The organism is Mycobacterium sp. NGS19, from assembly GCF_059813155.1.
Genome location: NZ_JCALEB010000006.1, coordinates 315,140 through 335,114, shown reverse-complemented (window position 1 = coordinate 335,114; position 19,975 = coordinate 315,140). Strand labels below are relative to the sequence as shown.

Genomic DNA, 19,975 nt, shown 5'->3' with positions numbered 1-19,975 from the left:
CTTTTCGTTGCATGGTGCGTTTGAGGCGGGACCGCGGACTCGGCCGCACCGGCACGGTGCTGGCGGCGCAATACGCAGGCCGTCTCGCGCTGACGTACCTGATTTCCACGACGTTGGCCTTCCTGATCCTGGTACCGCTGCGAGGCTTGAACGTCAGCGCACCTGTCGCCTCGTGGACCGAGAAGAACTTGGTCACCATGGCGGTGAGCGTCGCTGTCGGAACCGCGGTGGTGTGCCTGGCCGGCGTGGCGAACATCGCGCCGGCACTGCGTTGGTTCGTGCCGGGCCAGACGCCCGATTCCGCACAACGCCGGACGGCGGTGCGGCTGATCAGCCGCCAGTCGGCGATTCTCGCGGCGACGTGGGGGGTCAGCGGAACCATCTTCTTCGTGGTCAATCTCGACGGCGGCGCCGCCGTCATGGTGCCCACAGTCTTGGGGGTGTTGTTCGGGGCGGCCGCGGCGGTAGCGACGGGTCTGTTGCTCACCCGGCCTGCCATTCAGCCGATCCTCATCGCCGCGACCCAAGGATCCGAAGGCGGTGTGACGGCACCGGGCGTACTGGCGCGGCTGATCAGCATGTGGGCGTTGTGCAGCGCACTTCCGTCCGGCGTGATCGTCGCAATCATCATGATCAGGGCCAACGGCTGGGTGATTTCGAAGAACGCGGCCATCGAGATACCGGTGGTGGTGGTGACCACTGCGGCGGTGCTCATCGGCCTGCCCGTGATGATTCTGACGTCGCGGTCGATCTCAGACCCGCTGCGCGAAGTGGTCGATGCGATGGCCGAGGTCGAACGTGGCCGGCTCGACACCTTCGTCGGGGTCTACGAGCGCTCCGAAATCGGCCAGCTGCAAAGGGGATTCAACCGAATGGTGACCGGCCTCGCTGAACGTGAACGGCTGCGCGACCTGTTCGGCCGGCACGTCGGGAGCAATGTGGCGCGCCGTGCGATGGATGAAGGCGTGTCCCTATCGGGAGACGTCCGGGAAGCGGCGATCCTGTTCATCGACCTCGTCGGGTCCACGCGGCTGGCGGCCACTCACCCGCCACAAGAGGTGGCCCACGTGCTCAACGAGTTCTTCCGGATCGTCGTCGACGCGGTCGACAAGCGCCAGGGGCTGATCAACAAGTTCGAAGGCGACGCAGCACTTGCCGTGTTCGGGGCACCGCTGAAGACGGACCTGCCGGCCTCGGCAGCCCTGGCTACCGCGCGTGAACTCAGGGCTGAATTACATGATCTGCCATTGGATTTCGGTATCGGCGTGTCGGCGGGCCAAGTCTTCGCTGGCAACATCGGTGCCGAGAACCGCTACGAGTACACCGTGATCGGCGACCCGGTCAACGAGGCCGCTCGGCTCGCCGATCTCGCCAAGACATCGGATCAGCGCATCCTGTGCTCGGCACGCGCACTCGACGGTGCCGACGACGACGAGCGCCACCACTGGGTCTCGCGGGGAAATGTCGTGCTGCGCGGACGCGCCGAACCGACCCACATCTTCGCCCCGGTGTCCCACAATGAGGTGCGGCCGCGCACCTGAACGGCGAGGGGGATCGAGGTGGCGAAGGGAAGACGCACTGCTGTTGCGATCTTGGCGTTCCTGGTCGCTGGTACCACCGGTTGTGCACAACATGAGATACGCAGCCAGACGAACGCCTCCGTGTCGATCGACGGCCGCGACCAAGGAAGAACCGACGACGTCAGATGCAACCAGTTCGAGTCGTCGTGGTTCATCGACATCCGCCAGGTAGCGGCCACGGCGAGCGCGATCGTCGACATCGAGGGCGACCGGGCGGCCGTCCAGAACGTCGACATCAAAGACTTCGGCGGTTTCACCGGGACGTATTGGAAAGGCGGCAACACCACCGCCGACGCCAGCTACATGAATCGGACCTTCACGATCACCGGAACAGCGTCGGGCGTCAGGACCGGCAGCACCAAGCCGGTGAACGCACCATTCAAGATTGTCGTTCGGTGCTGATCGTCGCGGCTCACGCGGTTGAATGCGCATCAAGCGGGGTAGTCCGTCCAAGATCTGACAGGCAGGAGTGAGTGGGCGAGATGACGGCAATCGACAGCTGCCCCGGTTGCGGCTACCCGAAGTTCGGTCCCGGCCTGTGCGCCTATTGCAGCCCCGCTGTAGCGCAAGACCAGCTGCCACCAGCCACCCTGGATGTCGGCCGGTTCCGGCGCGCGGAGTGGTCGGATTCCGCACCGGCCGCCACAGCGGGCTGAAAAGGCGCCTCCGCTGCCGGCATGCACCGCTGGCTGCTTTACATTAGTTGCGAAAAACGTCACGCTCGAGCCAGCGGGGCGCGGGCGGCGGAACGGAGCAGCGAGTGGATTTTTCCCGGGTCGAGTTGTCCGACGACGACCAGGCTTTCCTCGACGACGTTCGAGCTTTCCTGGATAAACATGTGACCGACGAGGTACGCCGACGCGACCGCGAGACCGGCGAGAACTTCGACGAAACCGTTCATGTGGCCGCGGGTGCGGCCGGATTCCTGGCAGGCGAGGTCAAACCGGCCTCCGACGGCGGATTCAGCGCCGTGCGTCGGCGCATTTGGGAACTCGAGCGGTGCCGGGCGCGGATGCCGTGGTGGCACACCGGCACCACCGCGATGATCGCGCGGACGATCGAGCCGTTCGCCTCGCCGCAGATCACGGAGGAGATCCTGTCCGGGGTGCTTTCCGGCGAGGTCCGCTTATGCCTGGGCTTCACGGAACCCGACGGCGGCTCCGACGTCGCGACCTGCAAAACCCGCTCGGTGCGCGACGGCGACGGCTGGGTGATCAACGGGTCGAAGATGTTCACGTCCAACGCGCAGAACAGCCAGTACGTCTTCCTGCTCACCAACTCTGATCCCGAGGCGCCCAAACACAAGAACCTCACGATGTTTCTGGTTCCGACGGACACTCCAGGCATCGAGATCCAGCCCATCCGCACCGTCGACGGCGACCGCACCAACATCACCTACTACAGCGACGTGCGCGTCGACGACAAGTATCGGGTAGGCGAGGTGAACGGCGGCTGGACCGTGCTGCGGGCCGCACTCAACGTCGAACACGGAATCGTCGACGCGGACGATGCGGGATTACAGAAGATCGCGGCCATGTCGGAGCACGGCTGCTTGATGGCCGAGGCCGTCGACCGCGTCGCAACGATCGCCGGGCAACCAGATGCCGGCGGGCACCGCCTGCTCGACGACCAGTCCGTCGCGTACCGGCTGGGCCGCAGTGTCGCGCGGATGGAAGCCGCGTTGAGCACACCGGAGATGTTCGGCCGCGTCGCGATCGCACAGACCATGCGCGACATCAGCCCGGATCTGATGGACATCCTCGGTACCGCATCGTGCTTGCCCCGCGACGCCGACGGCTCGCCTGACGACGGAGAAGTGGAATACCTTTTCCGACTGGCGTTGCCAACCGGAATCTACGGCGGCACGCTGGAGGTCTTCCGCAACATGATCGCCGAGCATGCGCTCGGTCTCGGCCGCCCGGCCTACGCTGCACCCAAGCGCTGAAGCCGTTGCGGCGCTAGGCTTCCGGACCGACCTGGTCCTTGACCGCGGGCTGTACCGGAGGAGCGGTCCGCCAGTTCAGTCCGTCCTCCTCCAAGCCGACCGGGAACCTGTTCTCATGGGCCCACGCCCAGTGCGCGTGGTTGAGCTCGTGCAGCGTGAAGCAGGCGTTGAGAGCGTTGTAGAAGCCCATGTTGTCGACGGTCTGGTTGACCGCCTCCTTCATCAGCAGCGCCGCCATTGTGGGCACCTGGGCGATCCGCCGTGCGAATTCCACTGTCTTGTCGGCTAATTCGCTCGCCGGGAAGATCTTCGACACCATGCCCATCTGGTAGGCATCCTCGACGGTCAGGGAATCGCCGGTCAGCATCAGTTCTTTGGTCTTTCGCGGCCCGAATTCCCATGGATGCGCGAAGTATTCGACGCCGCACATGCCCAACCGGGTCCCGACGACATCGGCGAACCTGGTGCCCTCCGCCGCGACGATGAGGTCGCAGGCCCACATCAACATCAGTGCGGCGGCATAGACTTCGCCGTGCACCTGCGCGATCGTGATCTTGCGCAGGTTGCGCCAACGACGCGTGTTGTCGAAGAAGTGGTGCCACTCCTGCAGCATCAGCATCTCGGCGGCCTTACGGGTGCCCCCGTTCACCCGGTAGCTGGGATGCTGATCGGGTCCGGGGGTGTATTCCGACTGCAGCACCTTCGATCCGAGGTCGTGACCGGACGAGAACATCGGGCCGTGCCCGCCGAGGATGACGACCCGCACCTCGTCGTCGGCTTCGGCGCGCAGAAACGCCTCGTGCAACTCGACGAGCATTCCGCGGTTCTGCGCGTTGCGGGCGTCCGGTCGGTTCAGCATGATGCGGGCGATGCGCCCGTCGTCGAGCAACTCATAGGTGATGAAGCGGTAGTCCTCTGCCATGCCCGCATCCTATGCGGGCGAGAATCACGTACTCGAAAAAGGAGCATCCCGTTCACCCGACCGAGCGCCGCGGCGCTACCGTCTAGCTGTGACTACTTCAGCGCTGGCAATCACCGATGAGCATCGCGACCTGGCCGATTCCGTCCACGGACAGCTGAACAGGGCAGGCAGTCGCGCGGCGGCCCGGGCGACACTTGACGGTGCCCCGGCGCAGTCAGCCGAGATCTGGGAGGCGGCGGGCCGGCTCGGCTGGCTCGGCTTGGCGCTGCCCGAAGAATACGGCGGATCGGGGTTCGGGCTCGCGGAGCTGGCGATCGTGCTCGAGGCCCAGGGCCGCGAGCTGAGTCCCGGCCCGTTCCTGCCCACGGCCGCGGCAGCGCTGGTCATCGACCGGTGCGGCCCGGACTCCCTTCGCGCACAACTGCTTTCAGGCCTAGCCAGCGGCCAGACGGTGGCCGCGCTGGGGTTGGCAGGCAACGTCACGCTGGATTCGGACACGACAGCGAGTGGCGAGAGCCCGGCCGTTCTCGGCGCCCCCGACGCGGCCGTGCTGGTCCTCGCCGCGGGCGACGACGTGGTCGTGGTCGACGCCGACGCCGACGGTGTCACCGTCACCGCGCTCGACGGGCTCGACACCACGCGGTCCATCGGCACCGTCGCATTACACGGCGTCGCGCTGGCTGATGGCCGCATCATTCGCGGCGCGGCGCAGCGGGCGCGCACGGTGCTGCGGCTTTTGGCGTCCGCCGAGGCCGTCGGCGTCAGTTGGGCCGCGCTGGAGATGGCACGCGATTACGCGAAAGTGCGCGAGCAGTTCGGCCGAACCATCGGCACCTTCCAGGCCGTCAAGCATCATCTGGCCGACATGCTGGTGAACGCCGAGGTGGCGACGGCCGCCGCATGGGATGCCGCCCGCGGCGACGACCTCGACAGCCTGTCGTTCGCCGCGGCGGTGGCCGCCGCTCAGGCAATCCGTGCACAAGTCTTCAACGCGGAGAAGAACATTCAGCTGCACGGCGGCATCGCGTTCACTTGGGAGCACGATGCGCACTTGTATCTGCGCCGGGCCCGGACGCTGGCCGCGGTGATGGCCGACGGCGCCGATCCGCTCTTCGACATCGTCGCCGCGCAGCGCAGCGGCCAGGCGCGCGGTGCGTCGTTCACCTTGCCGCCCGAGGCTGAGGAGTACCGCAAGCAAGCCCGCGAGGCCGCCGCGAAGATCCGCGCACTGCCGGCTGACCAGCAGCGCGACGCACTCGTCGACTCCGGTTATCTGGTTCCGCACTGGCCCAAGCCGTGGGGCAGAGGTGCCGACGTGGTGGAACAGCTGGTGATCGAGGAGGAGTTCCGCGGCATCGACATCCCTGACCTGGGCATCACCGGCTGGGTGACGCTGACGATCGCACAGGCCGGCACCGACGACCAACGCGAGCGCTGGGTAGAACCCGTACTGCGGGGCAAGGAGATGTGGTGCCAGCTGTTCTCCGAGCCGGGTGCCGGCTCGGACGCGGCAGCCGTGCGCACGTCCGCCAAGCGGGTCGAGGGCGGCTGGAAAGTAACCGGCCAGAAGGTGTGGACCAGCCTCGCGCGCCAATGTCAGTGGGGGCTGGCCACCGTGCGTACCGACCCTGATGCGCCCAAGCACGCCGGCGTCACCATGATGGCGATCGACATGACCGCGCCTGGCGTCGAGGTGAGGCCGCTACGTGAGATCACCGGCGAGTCGCATTTCAACGAGGTGTTCTTCGACGAGGTGTTCGTGCCGGACAGTGACGTGGTAGGCGACGTGAATCGCGGCTGGTTGGTGGCACGCGCGACGCTGGGCAACGAGCGCATCTCGATCGGCGGAGGCTCGTCGGGCACGCTGGCGTTCACAGTCGACGACTTGGTCAAGCTGCTCGACAGTGTGCCGAGGGACACCGCGACGGCCCATGTGCGACAGGCGGGTTCGGTGATCGCCGACTTCCACGCCCTCCGGCTGCTCAATCTGCGCCGGGCCAGCCGCGCCATCGCCGGCGCCGAGCCCGGGCCTGAGGGCAACGTGACCAAGCTGGTGCTGGCCGAGCAGTCGCAACGCCTCACCGAACTGGGCATGGAGCTGGCCGGGACCGCGGCCGTCGTCGGGCAAGCGCCCCTGCTGTTGCGGTCGTATCTGGGTGGTCGCGCGATCACGATCGCGGGCGGCACGTCGGAGATCTCCCGCAACACGATCGCCGAACGCATCCTCGGGCTGCCGCGAGACCCCTTGCTCAAGTAGGGATTTCGGACGCAGGCAACTCGGCGACGACCTCGACGCGGGCAGGGTCGAAGCTGAGAAAGCCCTTGATCGGCACGGTCTCCGGCGGCGGATCGTCGTAGCTCCAGGCCGCATCTTCGACGATCGTGTCGCCTACGACGGCTGAGTAGTAGGTCGCATACCCCTTGTAGTTGCAGTAGGTCGACGTGTCGGTGCGCCGAAGCAAGTCCGTGCGCACCAACGCGGGATCAACGTACAGCCTTGGCTCGAGAGCGGTTTCGAAGACGATCGTCGTGGCGCCGGTGTCCACCAGCGTCGTGCCGTTCACCGCGACGCGTAAGCGGCGTTGCGTCGGGCGGCAGTCCACCCGGTGGTACGGGTTGGGCGGATAGTGGACGAGCTTGCGACCCTCTTCGAGCCACGTGTCGACCGCGTCCCACGGAACCTGGACATACCCAGGTGCTTCGGGTTCGGGCTGATTGGGCAGCTCGCCGACGTCATCGAGCGGGAAGGCGTAGCTCAGTGGGTGACCCCGACGGTGCACCAGCAGTGCACGCTCGGTGTCGATAACGTTGTGCCCGTTGACGATTGCCTGGACGCGGCGGGGATGCGGCTCGACGTACACCACGCCCGCAGGGATCGGGGGAGCGAACCACCCCGCGGGATCGCTGCTCAGCGGTCCCCGTCCGGCGGCGAGGCTCATGTCGCGTTCGCCTCCACGCCGGCGCGGCGACGTGCCGGCGACGGCTCATGCAGCCACTGCAGCATGGGCGTCATGGTACGGCGGCCCACAAAGCTACTGCCAGTCGCAACGCTGAGAGCCACGCTTTACATCAATAGTGCTATCTGTAACGCTGGTTCCGGCCGAGCAGAGATTAGGAGAGAGTTGGCACGGACCCTGCCTTTCATGCGGCTGGCCGGACATGTCGGTCACGGCGTGCAGCGCCTCGTCACGGATGCGGCACTGGCCGGCGCACGACGGTTTCCCCGCAAGATCAGCGACCTCACCGCCGCGTCGTTGTCGACGATCATGAGGCGGCGCGTCTCGTCGGTGTCGCGTATCGACGGCGCGGCCGGCACGTCGTCAAGAGCCCGCTTGGCGCTCACTGGCGACGAGATACCCACATCGGTGTTCGTCAAGATGTCCGCAGCCAGCGCCGCGATCCGGATGCTGGGGGAACTGGCGCGGCTCGGTGAAACAGAGGTGCGGTTCTACAGTCAGCTGGCTGTCGAACTCGCAGACGACGTGCCGCAGTGCTACGGAACCGCTTTCGACGCGCTGACCGGACGCTACGTCGTCGTCCTGGAAGACATGGCCACAAGCCCGTGCGAGTTTCCCGACACGCTGCATCCGCTCGACAACGACAAGATGGCACTACTGGTCGAAGTCCTCGGCCACGTGCACGGCAGGTTTTGGGGACGGCTGTCCGAAAGCGATGGTGGCTCAGGGCGATTCGGGTGGCTGTGGCCGCCGTCCGGCGATCCGACCATTCCGTTGACGCCTCATCTCATGCGACTTTCGGCTCGACGGCTGGCCGAGCGCACGTCGATTCCCGTCGAGACAGCGCGGTTCCTTTGGGAGAACTTCGCTGCGGCGACGGCGGTCGTGGACGAGGGGCCGCACACCGTTCTGCACGGTGACCCCCATCCAGGCAACACGTTCTTCCGCGAGGGCCGCGCCGGCTTGCTGGACTGGCAGGTGGTACGCCGCGGCCATGGTGCCAGGGACCTGGCTTATATGTTGGTGCTGGGCATGGACACCGAAGACCGCCGGGCCAACGAGCGCCAACTGCTCGACGTGTACCGCCGAGTGGTGTCGGCTGCTGGCGGCCCCGGCCTCGGCCGTGACGAATTGTGGATGCGTTACCGGCAGGCCGTCACCTATGCGTTCGTGTCGCCGCTCATCACCGCGGGCCTCGGCGGCATGCAATCTGACGCTGTCGCGCTGGAGGGCTTCAAGCGTGCCGTCGCGGCCCTGGACGATCTCGAAACCGTTGCGGCTCTTCGGCGCTCACTCTTAGGTGTCACATCTCGTCGGCGGAGTGCTTGATGCCCACGGCGTGCCGGAGCTGTGCAAGGAACTGGTCGGCGTCGTCGCTGGGTACCAGGTAGTGCGACACGGCGACGCGGATCGCCGTGGCCGCGGCGACCGCGCTGTTAGGCCCGGTGATCAGCCGTTGCAGCCGCTCCCGCATCGCTGGAATGACGCCCGACAGCTGCCGAATGACGTGAGCCGGTTCGATGTCGGCCATCCGGTACCCCGAGTAGGAGTGCTGGTATTGCACGATGAACCTCAGCGCCGCGTCCAGCTTCTCCTTGCCCTTCAGTCCCGCGGTCGCTTTCGCGATGCCGCGATCGAACATCTGCCGCTCCCAGGCGCTGAAGGCGTCGAGCAGCTCCTCCTTCGAGGCGAACCAGCGGTAGAGAGTCGGCCGGGACACACCGGCCTGCAGCGCGACCTCCGAGAGGCTCAGCTTGGTCATGCCTTTGCGCGCGAGGACTTCAGCGGTGGCCATCAGCAGCCGCTGACTTGTGGAGGATTCGTCGACGACGTGATCCTCGTGCGGCTGGGCGGGTGCTGACGGTGTCATCCGTATAGCTTTACAAAGGGTGGGCACAGTGTCACCCTCATTCGATGTCCGACTGGCGTGGCGGTAGAAATCAGGCATGCCAGGACCGCTAGAGCGCATCCGCGTCGTCGAACTCGGGGTATGGGTCGCCGGTCCGGCCGCCGGCGGAATCCTCGCCGACTGGGGCGCGGACGTAGTCAAGATCGAACCGCCCAGCGGTGATCCGGCCAGGATGTTCGGCCGGATGCTGGGATGTGACCTCGGGGTCAATCCGCCGTTCGAGATGGACAACCGCTCCAAGCGCAGCGTTGTCATCGACCTGGCTACCGATGACGGCCGCTCGACGGCATACGAAATGCTCAGCGCTGCGGACGTTTTCATCACCAATGTGCGTCCGGCCGGACTGCGCCGCCTCGGCTTGGATTTCCCGACGCTCACCACACGCAATCCTCGGCTGATCTATGGCTTGATCACCGGCTACGGCGAAACCGGGCCCGACGCCGACCGGCCCGCCTACGACGTCGCGGCGTTCTGGTCGCGCGCAGGCATCGCGGCGTTATTGACCAGCCCCGGCGACACACCGCCGTTCCAGCGCGGCGGCATGGGCGACCACATGGCCGGTATGACGCTGGCCGGGGCCGTGTGTGCGGCGCTGGTGTCGCGGAACCGCACCGGGACCGGACAGCTGGTGAGTACGTCGCTGTACCGGCAGGGCGCGTACACAATCAGCTTCGACCTCAACACTTATCTGCTAACGGGCCAGCCCATCGCGATCGGACAGCGCGAAACCATGGGCAATCCATGCATGAACAATTACGCGGCCGCCGACGGACGACGGTTCTGGATCGTCGGGTTGGAGGCCGGCCGGCACTGGCCCGCGCTGTGCAGAGTCGTCGGCCGCCCAGACTGGCTCAGCGAGCCGCGGTACGCCGACGCGCGCAGCCGGGCGGCCAACGCGGTGGAGCTGATCGCCGAGCTGGACGCCATCTTCGCGACGAAGCCGCTGCACGAATGGGCGACGATCTTCGCGTCCGAGCCGGAGTTCTTCTGGTCGCCGGTCAACTCGATCGAGGATGTTGTGGCGGACGAACAGTTCCACGCTGCCGGCGGGATCGTCGACGTCCCTGACGGCGAGTCGAGCGTGCCTATGATCGCCACTCCGGCCGACTTCCACGGGACGCCCTGGGCGCCGCGCGCGCCTGCGCCAGCACTGGGCGAGCACACGAAAGAGATTCTGGCAGAACTTGATTCGCGCCGGAAGCGCTAACTCGCCCAAGCTTTGAGGCCGACCGCGTGCCGAAGCTGCGCCAAAAACTGGTCGGCGTCGTCGCTGCGTACCAGGTAGTGCGCCACCGCAACTCGCACCGCCGTCGCCGCAGCTTGGGCTCCGGCCTGGCCGGGTAGTAGCCGCTCGAGTCGCTCGCGCATCACCGGAATGATCTGCGACAGCCGGCGGATCACCAGGGCCGGCTCGACGTCGACCATGCGCAATCCGGGATACGACTGCTGATACTCGACGATGAACCTCAGTGCAGCATCGAGTCTTTCACGCGCCGGCAGGCCAGCCATGGCGTCGACGACGCCGCGCTCGTACATCTGTCTTTCCCAGACGGTGAACGCACTGATCAGCTCCTCCTTGGAGGCAAACCAGCGGTACAGCGTCGGACGGGATACGCCGGCCTGCAGCGCGACCTCCGACAGGCTGAGCTTGATCAGGCCGCGACGGCCCAGCACTTCCGCGGTGGCGGACAGGATCCGCTGGCGGGTGGCGCGGTCCGGGTCGGCAGATTGCTGCACACCGATAGCTTTACAAATTATCGACGTACTGTCACGCTGATCCCCGACGCCAGAACTGTCGCGAACCGTCGGAAGGGAGCCGGAGTGACCGTCGCCAGTTCGCCAACGGCGCGCGAATACAGTCCGTTCGACATCACGTCTGACGCCTTCTGGAGGCAGCCCTTCGAGGTTCGCGACCACACCTTCGCCGAACTCCGCGCTGCCGACGGACTCAGTTGGCACCCGCCGATGTCCTCGTTGTTTCCCATGGAAGAGGACGGATTTTGGGCGCTGACCCGCCGCGCCGACATCATGTTCGCCAGCCAGCACCCTGAGCTGTTCACCTCTGCCCAAGGCGTCGCGCTGGATCCGATGCCGGCAGAGGTTCAACGCATCGCGACGTTCTTTTTGACCATGGACCCCCCACAGCACACGCTCTATCGCCGACTGATCAGCGCGGCGTTTACCCCCCGCAACGTGCGCCGCATCGAGGAACAGATCCACCGCAACGCGGTCGCCGTGGTGGACAACCTGGTGGGCGCCGGCGAAGTGGACTTCGTCGAAGCATGCTCGGCTCGGCTGCCGATGATGACGATCTCCGAGATGCTCGGTGTGCCGCCCCAGGACCGGGAAGCCGTAGCCCATGCCGCCGAGAAACTGTTCAGCATGAGCGACGACGAGTACAGCTCGCTCGAGGATCGCGCGCAGAACACCATCAACGAGATCATGCTGTTGAGCAACACCGGGATCGAACTGGCCAGATTTCGGCGCCGCAACCCGGCCGACGACCTGATGACAAGCATCGTCAACGCCGAAGTCGACGGTCACCGGTTGACCGACGAGGAAATCGGTGCGTTTCTGATCCTGCTGGCGTCGGCGGGCAACGACACCACGAAACAGACGACATCGCACGTGATGTTGGCGCTGGCGAACCACCCGGCGCAGCGGCAGTGGTTGACCGACGACTTCGACGGTCGAATCGGCGTTGCGCTGGAGGAATTCGTGCGCTGGGCCACGCCGGTGCTGCAATTCGCTCGGTTCGCGGTGCGAGACACCGAAATCGCCGGGCAGCCCGTCAGCGCCGGCGACAAGGTGGCGCTGTTCTACTGCTCGGCCAACCGCGACGAAGCCGTGTTCACCGCACCGCACACGTTCGACCTCGTGCGCTCACCGAACCCGCATTTGGGCTTCGGCGGCGGTGGGCCGCATTTCTGCCTGGGCAACCAGCTGGCGAAGTGCGAGTTGCGAAACCTGTTCCGGGAGTTGCTGACTCGGCTTCGGCGCATCGAGTTCGGAGAACCGGATTTCCTGTTGAGCAGCTTCGTCCACGGCATCAAACGCCTTCCGGCGTACATCGAGTGACGGGGACGCTCAGCCCTGCGGACGCCGGCGCACCAGCACCGACTGTGCAATAGCGCCCACCGCACCCTGCTCGTCGAACAGGGTGCCGATTGTGGCGCCGACGCCATCGGGGCCGTACCTGGTTTCCGCGCGAATGCCGGTCCACTCGCCGTCAGGGATCCGAAACACGTGCACGGACAGATCCGTGTTCAGAAACGTCCACTTGGTGATGTCGAGTTTGGAGCCGATGCCGTTCGCGCAGTCGGCCACCGCGAAGAGCCGCTGCAGCGGAGTCATGGTTTCGCCGTTCAGCAGGTCCACAGTCGGTCTGATCCACGACTCACCCGGCCCGTCGTTCAGCGGTTTGGTCAGCCACAGCCACTCCAGGCTGTGGAGGTAGTTGCGGTCCCACTTCTCGGCCAGGTTCCGGTTGCGGCCCTGCGTGACGGGGCGCAGCTCGGGCGGACCCATTCGCACCGTCTCGCGAGTATCGAGGCACTGGAACCGCCAACCGCTGGCCTTTGCAACCGGTCGCAGTGTTCCTTGCGGGCCGGCTGCCAGCATCTCGGCGGTGACCAGTTCGATCTGCTTGCCCTGCCGGTCCAACGACGCATGCACTTCGAATTCGCCCTCGGTGGGTACGGGACCCAACAGGTCGACGACAACCCTGCTGAGTCGGGCGTCGTCGCGGCGAGCACAGCGCTCCAGTGCACGAACCAACAGTGACGACACCGGTCCCGCGTGCTGGATCGCGGCGGTCCAGGTGCTACGCACCAAGTCGGTGGCGACGAACCTTTCAGTGTCCGAGGCGGATTCGTCGACAAGCTGGTAATACGCGTCGCTCATGGCAGGCCTGCTCCTGGGATGTCGACGGTCACCGCGTCGAGGCGTGACGACCTGGTGCCGATCAGCCGCTCGGGATATGCGTCGGTGCTGGACAGCAGAAACAGCGTGCGTCGCTCCGGTCCGCCGAGCGTGCAGGCGATCGCGGTGCGCTCACCGATGTCGAGGCGGTCAGTGACCTTGCCGCCCTGCACAATTCGCTGAAACTGGTGGGCCAGCGTCATCGAGGTCCAGATGCCACCACCGGCGTCCAGCGTGATCCCGTCGGGCGGTCCGTCGAGGCCGTCTGCGAAGATCCGGCGATCCGACAGCCCGCCGTCTTCGTCGATGGTGTAGGCGCTCAACCGCCGAGCGACCGACTCGGCCACGATCAGTGTCGCCCCGTCGGGTGTGATCACCATGCCGTTGGGGAAGTCCAGGTCGTCGGCGACGATTGCCGCGCTGGCGTCGCTGTCGATCCGCACGATCACGCCACCGCGTCGGGCCTGTGACCCGACGTAGGCGCGGCCGGTGTCGTCGACCACCATGTCGCCGAGGTCGGCCGGCACCATCGCGCTGAGATCGGCTATGCAGTCCACGTTTTCGCCGTCGTAGCGAAGAATCTGCCGATGTTGCGTGGAGGCGATCAGCAGTGAACCGTCGGGCCGGAAGCCCAATCCGGAGGGAGCATGACCGGCCAGCGGCAGCGTGCTCATCTCACCGGCCAGGGTGACAGTGTGGACTGCCTCGCCGAGCATGTCGGAGAACCACAGCAGGCCCTCGAACCAGCGTGGAGCCTCGCCGAAACAGAAACCGTTGGCCAGCGGGGACAGCGTCATCCGGCAGGGGTCATTCGACGTCCCGTGCCGCCTTTACAAAACACGGCATAAGTGTCACGCTCGCTAGGTGCGACTGTCAACTTTCGGCGAGCGGTGATGCGCAAGTACTACAGCCACACGCTGCTCTATCTGCACGAGACCATCGCGTTGGGCTCCGCTGGAACCGACCGGTTCACGCAGCTGTTCGCCGACGTGTACCAGCCGATGATGGAGGAACTCGGCGCGCGGTTGTTTGCGATCTGGGAGACGACGCCTTACAACGGCCACTGGCCACAAGCCACTGTCATCTGGGAGATCGACGGGTTCTCCGACTATGCGCGAATCGGTAGTGCACAAGCCCGCGGGGGCAGCCACGAGGCGGCCGCGGCCAAGTGGACGGCGTTGTTGTCCGAAGCCGGCGCGTCGGGGGAGGGGCGGATCATGTACCCCGCTCCGAGCAACCGCACGCTCGCTCAACTCAAAGAAGCCGATGTCAAAGCCGGACTGGTGATCCAGGAGATCATGCAGACCAAGCCCGGCCGGCAAGACGACTACATCCGCGAGCTGGAGCGCCTCTACGTCCCGTGGTCTGAGCGGACAGGCAAGCGCTGGCTTGGTTCGTTCACCACCACCTTCCGCTTCAACGAAGTCATCCATTACTGGGCGCTAGAAGGCGACTGGGACTGCTTCGCCAACCACTACCCGTCCTGGAAGGACGACCCTCCCGCCGAGATCGTCACGTGGATGAGCGTCGCGCCCGCACTGCGCGACGGGTGGGAGGACTCCGTCCTCGCGGCCCTACCGCCGTCACCACTGCAATGAAAAGTGCGGTGATGCAGAAGTTTTCGTACGACCCGTTCGATCCTGCCGTCATGGCCGATCCGCTGTCGTTCTACCGCGTGCTACGGGACAAGTATCCGGTGTACTACATCGAGAAGTGGGACACCTTCGCGCTGTCGCGGTTCGACGACATCTGGCGGATGCTCGAGCTCATGGACGGCACCTTCGTGGCGTCCGAGGGAACCTTGCCCGCCGCAGCGGTTCTGGCACACCACAACGACGGACCCGTGCCCGATCCGCCGCTGCACCCCATGCCGTTTCACGCCAATTTCGACGCACCGATCTACGACGGTGTACGCAAGTGCACGTCGGCGCCGTTCCGGCCGAGATCGGTATCCGCTCTCGCCAATCGGATTCGCAGCTTGGCCAACGAGCGCCTCGACGAGTTGACTGCGCGCGGACAATTCGATCTGACACAGGAATACGGCGGCATCGTCGCCGCCACGGTGGTGTGCGATCTGGTGGGTCTGCCCGCCGAGCTGGCGCCGGAGGTGCTGGCGACGGTCAATGCCGGAAGCCTCGCGCAGCCCGGCAGCGGGGTTGAGGTGGCCGACGCGCGGCCCGGATACCTCGAGTACCTGATCCCGGTGGTGCAGCGCCGTCGCGCCGGCGTCGGCGAAAAGTTGCCGATCGTCGACAAGCTGTTGGCGTACCGGCTGCCCGACGGATCAGCGCTATCCGACGTGGAGGTCGCGACGCAGATGTTGGGCGTGTTCATCGGCGGCACCGAGACTGTGCCCAAGATCGTCGCGCACGGCTTGTGGGAACTGGCACGCCGGCCGCAGCAGATGGCGGAGGTGCGTTCCGACATCGAGGCCAACGTGCCCGTCGCGCGCGACGAGATCATCCGCTATTGCGCACCGGCGCAATGGTTTGCGCGCACGGTGCGCAAGCCGTTCACCCTCCACGACATCACGGTGAGGCCGGGCCAGCGCGTGATCACGCTGATCGCCTCGGCCAACCGCGACGAACGCCAGTATCCCGACCCCGACGAATTCATCTGGGACCGGCGCATCGAGCGGTCCCTGGCCTTCGGCCGCGGCCAGCACTTCTGCCTCGGCTATCACCTCGCGCGGCTGGAGATCGCGATCTTGGTGGCCGAGTGGCTCAAGCGCGTACCGGAGTTCAATGTCGTCAGCGAAGCAGCGTCGCGCCCGCCGTCGAGCTTTCAGTGGGGCTGGAACAGCATCCCGGTGCAGGTGTGAGGATGTGGTCGTACCGGCTCGTCGCGCCCTATGCCTTCGAACGGAACTCCCTGCCGGACAAGACATCTCATGATCTCGTCGACGGCCAGGTGTTGCTGCGCTTCCTGGCCGCCGGCATCTGCGGCAGTGACATTCCGCCGTTTCGCGGTGTGCGAGGCAAGATCGCGGGCGACCGTGGTCTGTTCGCCGCCGAGAAGGACGGTTTTCCCGTCCACGAGGTCGTGGGTGAGGTGATCGCGACGCGCCATCCCGACCACCGCGTCGGCGACCGCGTGGTGGGCTGGGCGTCGGGGTTCGACGGCCTGATGGAGCGAGTGGCCACCGACGGCAACGGCGTGGCGGGCTACGACCCGGGCCTCGATCCGGGGCACGCAATCGCACTGCAACCACTGGCGTGCGTGCTGTACGCGGTCGAGCAACTGCGCGAGCTGAACGGACGCCACGTCGCGGTCATCGGTCAGGGCTCGATCGGGTTGTTGTTCTCGTACGTGGCCAAGGTGAAAGGGGCCCGGCACGTCACCGGCGTCGACCCGGTCGATCGGGAAGTCGTCAGCAAGGAATTCGGTGTCGACACGGTGGTGCGCGCCACCAGCGACCGCTGGGTAAGCCATCTCTCACCGAATGACAAGCCCGACATAGTGATCGAAGCCGTCGGCCATCAAGTCGCGACGCTGGGCCACGCCATCGACGCAGCCGCCTTCGGCGGCACCGTGCTCTACTTCGGCGTGGCCGACGACGACTGCTACCCGATCAGCATGCGCACGATGCTGCGCAACAATCTGACGCTGCAATCCGGCGTGACACTCGAGCGCAGCCGGATGCTGCGGTGTGCCGACGCGTTCGCGCGCGAACACCCCGAACTCCTGCCGAAATACGTTACGCACGTGTTCGGCATCGGCGACGTCCAGCCGGCGTTCGAACTCGCCTGCCGTCCCGTACCAGAACGCGTAAAGATTGCGATCGTCGCGTGAGCAGACTGCAGCAAGCTCTCGACACGAAATCACCGCTGTGGGGCGGATGGGTGGTCGGCCCGACGATCATGGGCCCCGAGGAATTCGCCCGCGCCGGATACGACTACGTCGGTTTCGACGTTCAGCACAGTTATCTCAGCGACGCCGACGTCGCGTTACTGCTGCGCCGGCTCGAACACGTCCCGATCGCCACCGCAGTGCGGCTGCCTTCGGCGAATGCCGCCCCGATCGGGCGGGTGCTGGACGCGGGCGCCGACGCGGTGATCATCGCGGCGGTCGAGTCGGCCGAGCAGGCCGCCGCGGCGGTGTCCGCCACCCGGTACCCACCGTCAGGAGTGCGCAGCTTCGGCCCCCTGGCACCGTGCCTGGGCCGCGACACTGCCACGCTGGAGTCGCGGGCCAACGTCTTCGCGATGGTGGAGACCGCGCGCGGACTCGCTGCGATAGCCGAGATATGCGCTGTCCCAGGGCTTTTCGGGATCTATGTCGGTCCGGTTGATCTTTGGCTGTCGATGGGCCACGGCGTCGCTGACGCATTCACTGAGCCGGCTGTCTGTGACGCCATCAGGCGGATCCATTCCACCGCCGCGGCGGCCGGCCTGGTGACAGGTGTGCACGCTGGAGACGGCAAAGCCGGCAATGTCATGGCGAGGCTGGGCTTCCAGATGATCACACTGGCCTCCGAATCGCAGGCATTGCGTCGCGGAGTGGCAGCGCACCTGCGGGAAGCCACGGGCCAGTGACCGGCGTGGCCATTGTGACCGGCGCCGCCCGCGGGCAGGGCGCCGCGATCACGCGGCGGTTGCGTGCAAACGGATTCGGCGTCGCAGCATGCGATCTCATGGTCGACGAACTGACCGCCACAGTCGACGCGCTCGAGGATCCCGACGTCATCGCGATCGAGTTGGACGTGACAGCCGAACATCAATGGGACGCCGCGGTCAAGACGGTGGTCGAGCGGTTCGGAACCCTGACCGCACTGGTCAACAATGCAGGCGTGCTGCACCGAGCAGCGCTGGACGAAGAAACGCCAGCGGGTTTCGAGCGCAGCTGGCGGGTCAACTGCCTGGGTCCGTTCTTGGGCATCCGAGCCGCGCTGCAGCAGTTGCGGCGCGCGCAGGGTGCCGCGATCGTGAACACGTGCAGCACCGGTGCGCTTCGGCCGTTTACGCATCACGCCGCGTACGGCTCGGCCAAGTGGGCGCTGCGCGGCCTCACTCAGATCACAGCGGCCGAATTAGCGCCGTCCGGTATCCGTGTGAACGCGGTGTTTCCCGGACCGATCCAGACACCGATGCTCGACGACGTTACCCAGGCCCGTCTGACCGCGCGGGCCGTCATCGGGCGACTGGGCCGGCCCGCCGAGGTCGCTGATGCGGTCGCCTTCCTGCTCTCCGAGCAGGCGTCGTTCATCACCGGCGCTGAACTCGTCGTCGACGGCGGCCAATGCCTGCAGATCGGATGAGTACGACGAGCGGGCACACTTTGTCGGTGGGGATCATCGGTGCCGGCCCGGGTGGACTGGCGCTCGGGATTCTCCTGCAAGAGGCCGGTTTTCGCGATTTCACGCTATTCGACCGCGAGGACGGTGTCGGCGGCACCTGGCGGATCAACACGTATCCGGGCCTTGCGTGCGATGTGAAGTCGCACCTGTACTCGTACTCGTTTCAGCTCAACCCGCATTGGTCGCGACTGTGGTCGGCCCAGCCCGAAATCTTAAAGTACTTCGAGCAGTGTGCTCGGCGCTACCGACTGGAGTCGCACCTGCGGCTCAACACGGAAATCGTTTCAGCGCAATGGGATCCCGTCGCCAACCGCTGGCGGCTGACCACCTCCACCGGTGAGCGGCACGACTTCGACGTCGTGGTATCGGCTGTCGGGATCTTCACTCAACCGGTGATGCCCACGCTGGTCGAGGAAGAGCCGTTCACCGGCGTCGTGATGCATTCGGCACGCTGGGACCATTCGGTCGACCTGACAGATGCGCGAGTTGCGTTGCTGGGCACCGGTTCGACGGCGTCGCAACTGCTGCCGGAACTGGCGAAGGTGGCCAACAGGGTGTATTCAGTGCAGCGTTCGGCGACGTGGATCCTGCCGAAGCCGGACCGCCCGTACACCAAGCGCGAGCGATGGATCCTCGCGCACGTCCCATTCGCCAAGAGGCTGTACCGCACGCGGTTGTGGCTGCGCAGCGAGGCCAACATCTCGGTGATCGAGAACGGCAGCGACAAGACGCAGGAATTCAAGGCGCTCGCCGAGAAGATGCTCGACGAAGTCGTGGACGACGAGGAGCTGCGCCGCAAGCTGACTCCGGATCATCCGCTCGGGTGCAAGCGGTTGGTGTTCTCGTCCGATTTCATACCCGCGCTGACTCGACCGAACGTCGAGGTGGTGGCGAGCCCGGCTCGGGCGTTGCGCAGCCGCTCACTGGTCACGGAGGACGGCACCGAACTCGAGGTGGACGTCGTGGTGTGCGCGACCGGTTACGCCGCGGCCGACTACCTGGGCCAGATCGACGTGGTGGGCGAAGGCGCGACGTCGTTGCGTCAGACGTGGCGGGATGGCGCGTACGCCTATTTGGGCATGGCGGTTCCGGGTTACCCGAATTTCTTCATGCTGTACGGCCCGAACACCAACGTCGGGTCCAACAGCGTGATCTTCATGCTCGAAGCGCAGGCTCGCTACGTCGTGGCGGCGCTGAAATACCTTCGCCGCAAACGCAAATCGTACATCGCCGTGCGACCGGAAACCATGGCTGCGTTCGTCGCCAAAATCGACCGGTGGATGGCGGGCACCGTGTGGACCACCAGGTGCAGCAACTACTTTCGGGCGCCCAACGGCCGCGTGGTCACCCAGTGGCCGCGAAGCGCCCGCGCGTTCTGGGCGATGACGCGCAGATTCAAGCCGGGGGATTACGCATTCGAGCCTCCGCCCGACAGGCAGGAAAGC

The 19,975-nt window shown here is 66.0% G+C and carries 17 protein-coding genes and 3 pseudogenes; 14 read left to right on the top strand and 6 right to left on the bottom strand.

Features of this window, described 5'->3' with window-relative positions; genetic code table 11:
* The first annotated feature begins 11 nt into the window (after positions 1-11).
* The 3 genes from AC5Y4N_RS18800 (at position 12) to AC5Y4N_RS18790 (ending at position 3,525) form a co-directional block, all read left to right on the top strand.
* Positions 12-1,541 carry an adenylate/guanylate cyclase domain-containing protein gene (locus tag AC5Y4N_RS18800; protein ID WP_499908607.1) on the top strand — a complete coding sequence of 510 codons (1,530 nt, stop codon included), beginning with the start codon at positions 12-14 and terminating at the stop codon, positions 1,539-1,541.
* An 18-nt stretch (positions 1,542-1,559) separates the two neighbouring features.
* Positions 1,560-1,982 carry a lipoprotein LpqH gene (locus AC5Y4N_RS18795; RefSeq protein ID WP_499908605.1) on the top strand — a complete coding sequence of 141 codons (423 nt, stop codon included), beginning with the start codon at positions 1,560-1,562 and terminating at the stop codon, positions 1,980-1,982.
* A 358-nt stretch (positions 1,983-2,340) separates the two neighbouring features.
* Positions 2,341-3,525 (top strand): acyl-CoA dehydrogenase family protein, encoded by a 1,185-nt coding sequence (locus AC5Y4N_RS18790; protein ID WP_499908603.1) that lies wholly within the window; start codon positions 2,341-2,343, stop codon positions 3,523-3,525.
* A 13-nt stretch (positions 3,526-3,538) separates the two neighbouring features.
* Here the strand turns inward: AC5Y4N_RS18790 and AC5Y4N_RS18785 are convergent, their stop codons facing one another.
* Positions 3,539-4,447, bottom strand: a complete 909-nt coding sequence (locus AC5Y4N_RS18785; protein WP_499908601.1) for an enoyl-CoA hydratase — start codon at positions 4,445-4,447, stop codon at positions 3,539-3,541.
* Between AC5Y4N_RS18785 and AC5Y4N_RS18780 the strand changes: the two are divergent.
* Together AC5Y4N_RS18780 and AC5Y4N_RS18775 are read left to right on the top strand one after the other, a co-directional pair.
* Positions 4,446-6,191, top strand: a pseudogene (locus AC5Y4N_RS18780) (acyl-CoA dehydrogenase family protein); the annotation flags it as partial. The gene AC5Y4N_RS18785 and the pseudogene AC5Y4N_RS18780 sit on opposite strands and share 2 nt — an antisense overlap.
* Positions 6,186-6,692 (top strand): annotated as a pseudogene (locus AC5Y4N_RS18775) (acyl-CoA dehydrogenase family protein); the annotation flags it as partial. The pseudogenes AC5Y4N_RS18780 and AC5Y4N_RS18775, both read left to right, overlap by 6 nt.
* 4 nt (positions 6,693-6,696) lie before the next feature.
* On the opposite strand, the gene AC5Y4N_RS18770 reads toward AC5Y4N_RS18775, so the two are convergent.
* Positions 6,697-7,386: a DUF427 domain-containing protein gene (locus AC5Y4N_RS18770; RefSeq protein WP_499908599.1), complete on the bottom strand. Its 690-nt coding sequence runs from the start codon at positions 7,384-7,386 to the stop codon at positions 6,697-6,699.
* 204 nt (positions 7,387-7,590) lie between these two features.
* Here AC5Y4N_RS18770 and AC5Y4N_RS18765 point away from each other — a divergent pair, with 204 nt between their 5' ends.
* Positions 7,591-8,733 (top strand): aminoglycoside phosphotransferase family protein, encoded by a 1,143-nt coding sequence (locus AC5Y4N_RS18765; RefSeq protein ID WP_499908597.1) that lies wholly within the window; start codon positions 7,591-7,593, stop codon positions 8,731-8,733.
* Here AC5Y4N_RS18765 and AC5Y4N_RS18760 read toward each other — a convergent pair.
* Positions 8,708-9,274 carry a TetR/AcrR family transcriptional regulator gene (locus tag AC5Y4N_RS18760; protein WP_499908594.1) on the bottom strand — a complete coding sequence of 189 codons (567 nt, stop codon included), beginning with the start codon at positions 9,272-9,274 and terminating at the stop codon, positions 8,708-8,710. The genes AC5Y4N_RS18765 and AC5Y4N_RS18760 overlap by 26 nt on opposite strands.
* Before the next feature lie 76 nt (positions 9,275-9,350).
* On the opposite strand from AC5Y4N_RS18760, the gene AC5Y4N_RS18755 reads away from it, so the two are divergent.
* On the top strand, positions 9,351-10,520 hold the full coding sequence (locus AC5Y4N_RS18755; RefSeq protein ID WP_499908592.1) for a CaiB/BaiF CoA transferase family protein: 1,170 nt from the start codon (positions 9,351-9,353) through the stop codon (positions 10,518-10,520).
* Here AC5Y4N_RS18755 and AC5Y4N_RS18750 read toward each other — a convergent pair.
* Positions 10,517-11,050, bottom strand: a complete 534-nt coding sequence (locus tag AC5Y4N_RS18750; RefSeq protein WP_499908590.1) for a TetR/AcrR family transcriptional regulator — start codon at positions 11,048-11,050, stop codon at positions 10,517-10,519. The genes AC5Y4N_RS18755 and AC5Y4N_RS18750 overlap by 4 nt on opposite strands.
* Before the next feature lie 84 nt (positions 11,051-11,134).
* Here AC5Y4N_RS18750 and AC5Y4N_RS18745 point away from each other — a divergent pair, with 84 nt between their 5' ends.
* A complete protein-coding gene (locus tag AC5Y4N_RS18745) occupies positions 11,135-12,391 on the top strand; it encodes a cytochrome P450 (RefSeq protein WP_499908588.1) in 1,257 nt (418 codons plus the stop codon).
* Positions 12,392-12,400: 9 nt separating this feature from the next.
* On the opposite strand, the gene AC5Y4N_RS18740 is transcribed toward AC5Y4N_RS18745, so the two are convergent.
* Entirely contained in the window at positions 12,401-13,216 is an 816-nt protein-coding gene (locus AC5Y4N_RS18740; RefSeq protein WP_499908586.1) for a thioesterase family protein, read from the bottom strand.
* The gene (locus AC5Y4N_RS18735) at positions 13,213-14,031 is read right to left on the bottom strand and encodes an SMP-30/gluconolactonase/LRE family protein (protein WP_499908584.1); all 819 of its coding nucleotides are present in this window, start codon (positions 14,029-14,031) and stop codon (positions 13,213-13,215) included. Before AC5Y4N_RS18735 ends, AC5Y4N_RS18740 begins: the two co-directional genes overlap by 4 nt.
* Positions 14,032-14,127: 96 nt before the next feature.
* Here AC5Y4N_RS18735 and AC5Y4N_RS18730 point away from each other — a divergent pair, with 96 nt between their 5' ends.
* The 6 genes and pseudogenes from AC5Y4N_RS18730 to AC5Y4N_RS18705 all read left to right on the top strand — a co-directional run.
* Entirely contained in the window at positions 14,128-14,832 is a 705-nt protein-coding gene (locus AC5Y4N_RS18730; protein WP_499908582.1) for an NIPSNAP family protein, read from the top strand.
* 11 nt (positions 14,833-14,843) lie between these two features.
* Positions 14,844-16,055: a cytochrome P450 gene (locus AC5Y4N_RS18725; RefSeq protein WP_499908580.1), complete on the top strand. Its 1,212-nt coding sequence runs from the start codon at positions 14,844-14,846 to the stop codon at positions 16,053-16,055.
* Positions 16,056-16,057: 2 nt separating this feature from the next.
* Entirely contained in the window at positions 16,058-17,026 is a 969-nt protein-coding gene (locus AC5Y4N_RS18720; RefSeq protein ID WP_499908578.1) for a zinc-binding dehydrogenase, read from the top strand.
* Entirely contained in the window at positions 17,023-17,769 is a 747-nt protein-coding gene (locus AC5Y4N_RS18715) for an HpcH/HpaI aldolase family protein (protein WP_499908576.1), read from the top strand. The genes AC5Y4N_RS18720 and AC5Y4N_RS18715 overlap by 4 nt, the downstream gene beginning before the upstream one ends.
* The gene (locus AC5Y4N_RS18710; protein WP_499908574.1) at positions 17,766-18,491 is read left to right on the top strand and encodes an SDR family NAD(P)-dependent oxidoreductase; all 726 of its coding nucleotides are present in this window, start codon (positions 17,766-17,768) and stop codon (positions 18,489-18,491) included. The genes AC5Y4N_RS18715 and AC5Y4N_RS18710 overlap by 4 nt, the downstream gene beginning before the upstream one ends.
* Positions 18,473-19,966: pseudogene (locus AC5Y4N_RS18705) on the top strand (flavin-containing monooxygenase); the annotation flags it as partial. The gene AC5Y4N_RS18710 and the pseudogene AC5Y4N_RS18705, both read left to right, overlap by 19 nt.
* Positions 19,967-19,975: the final 9 nt, after the last annotated feature.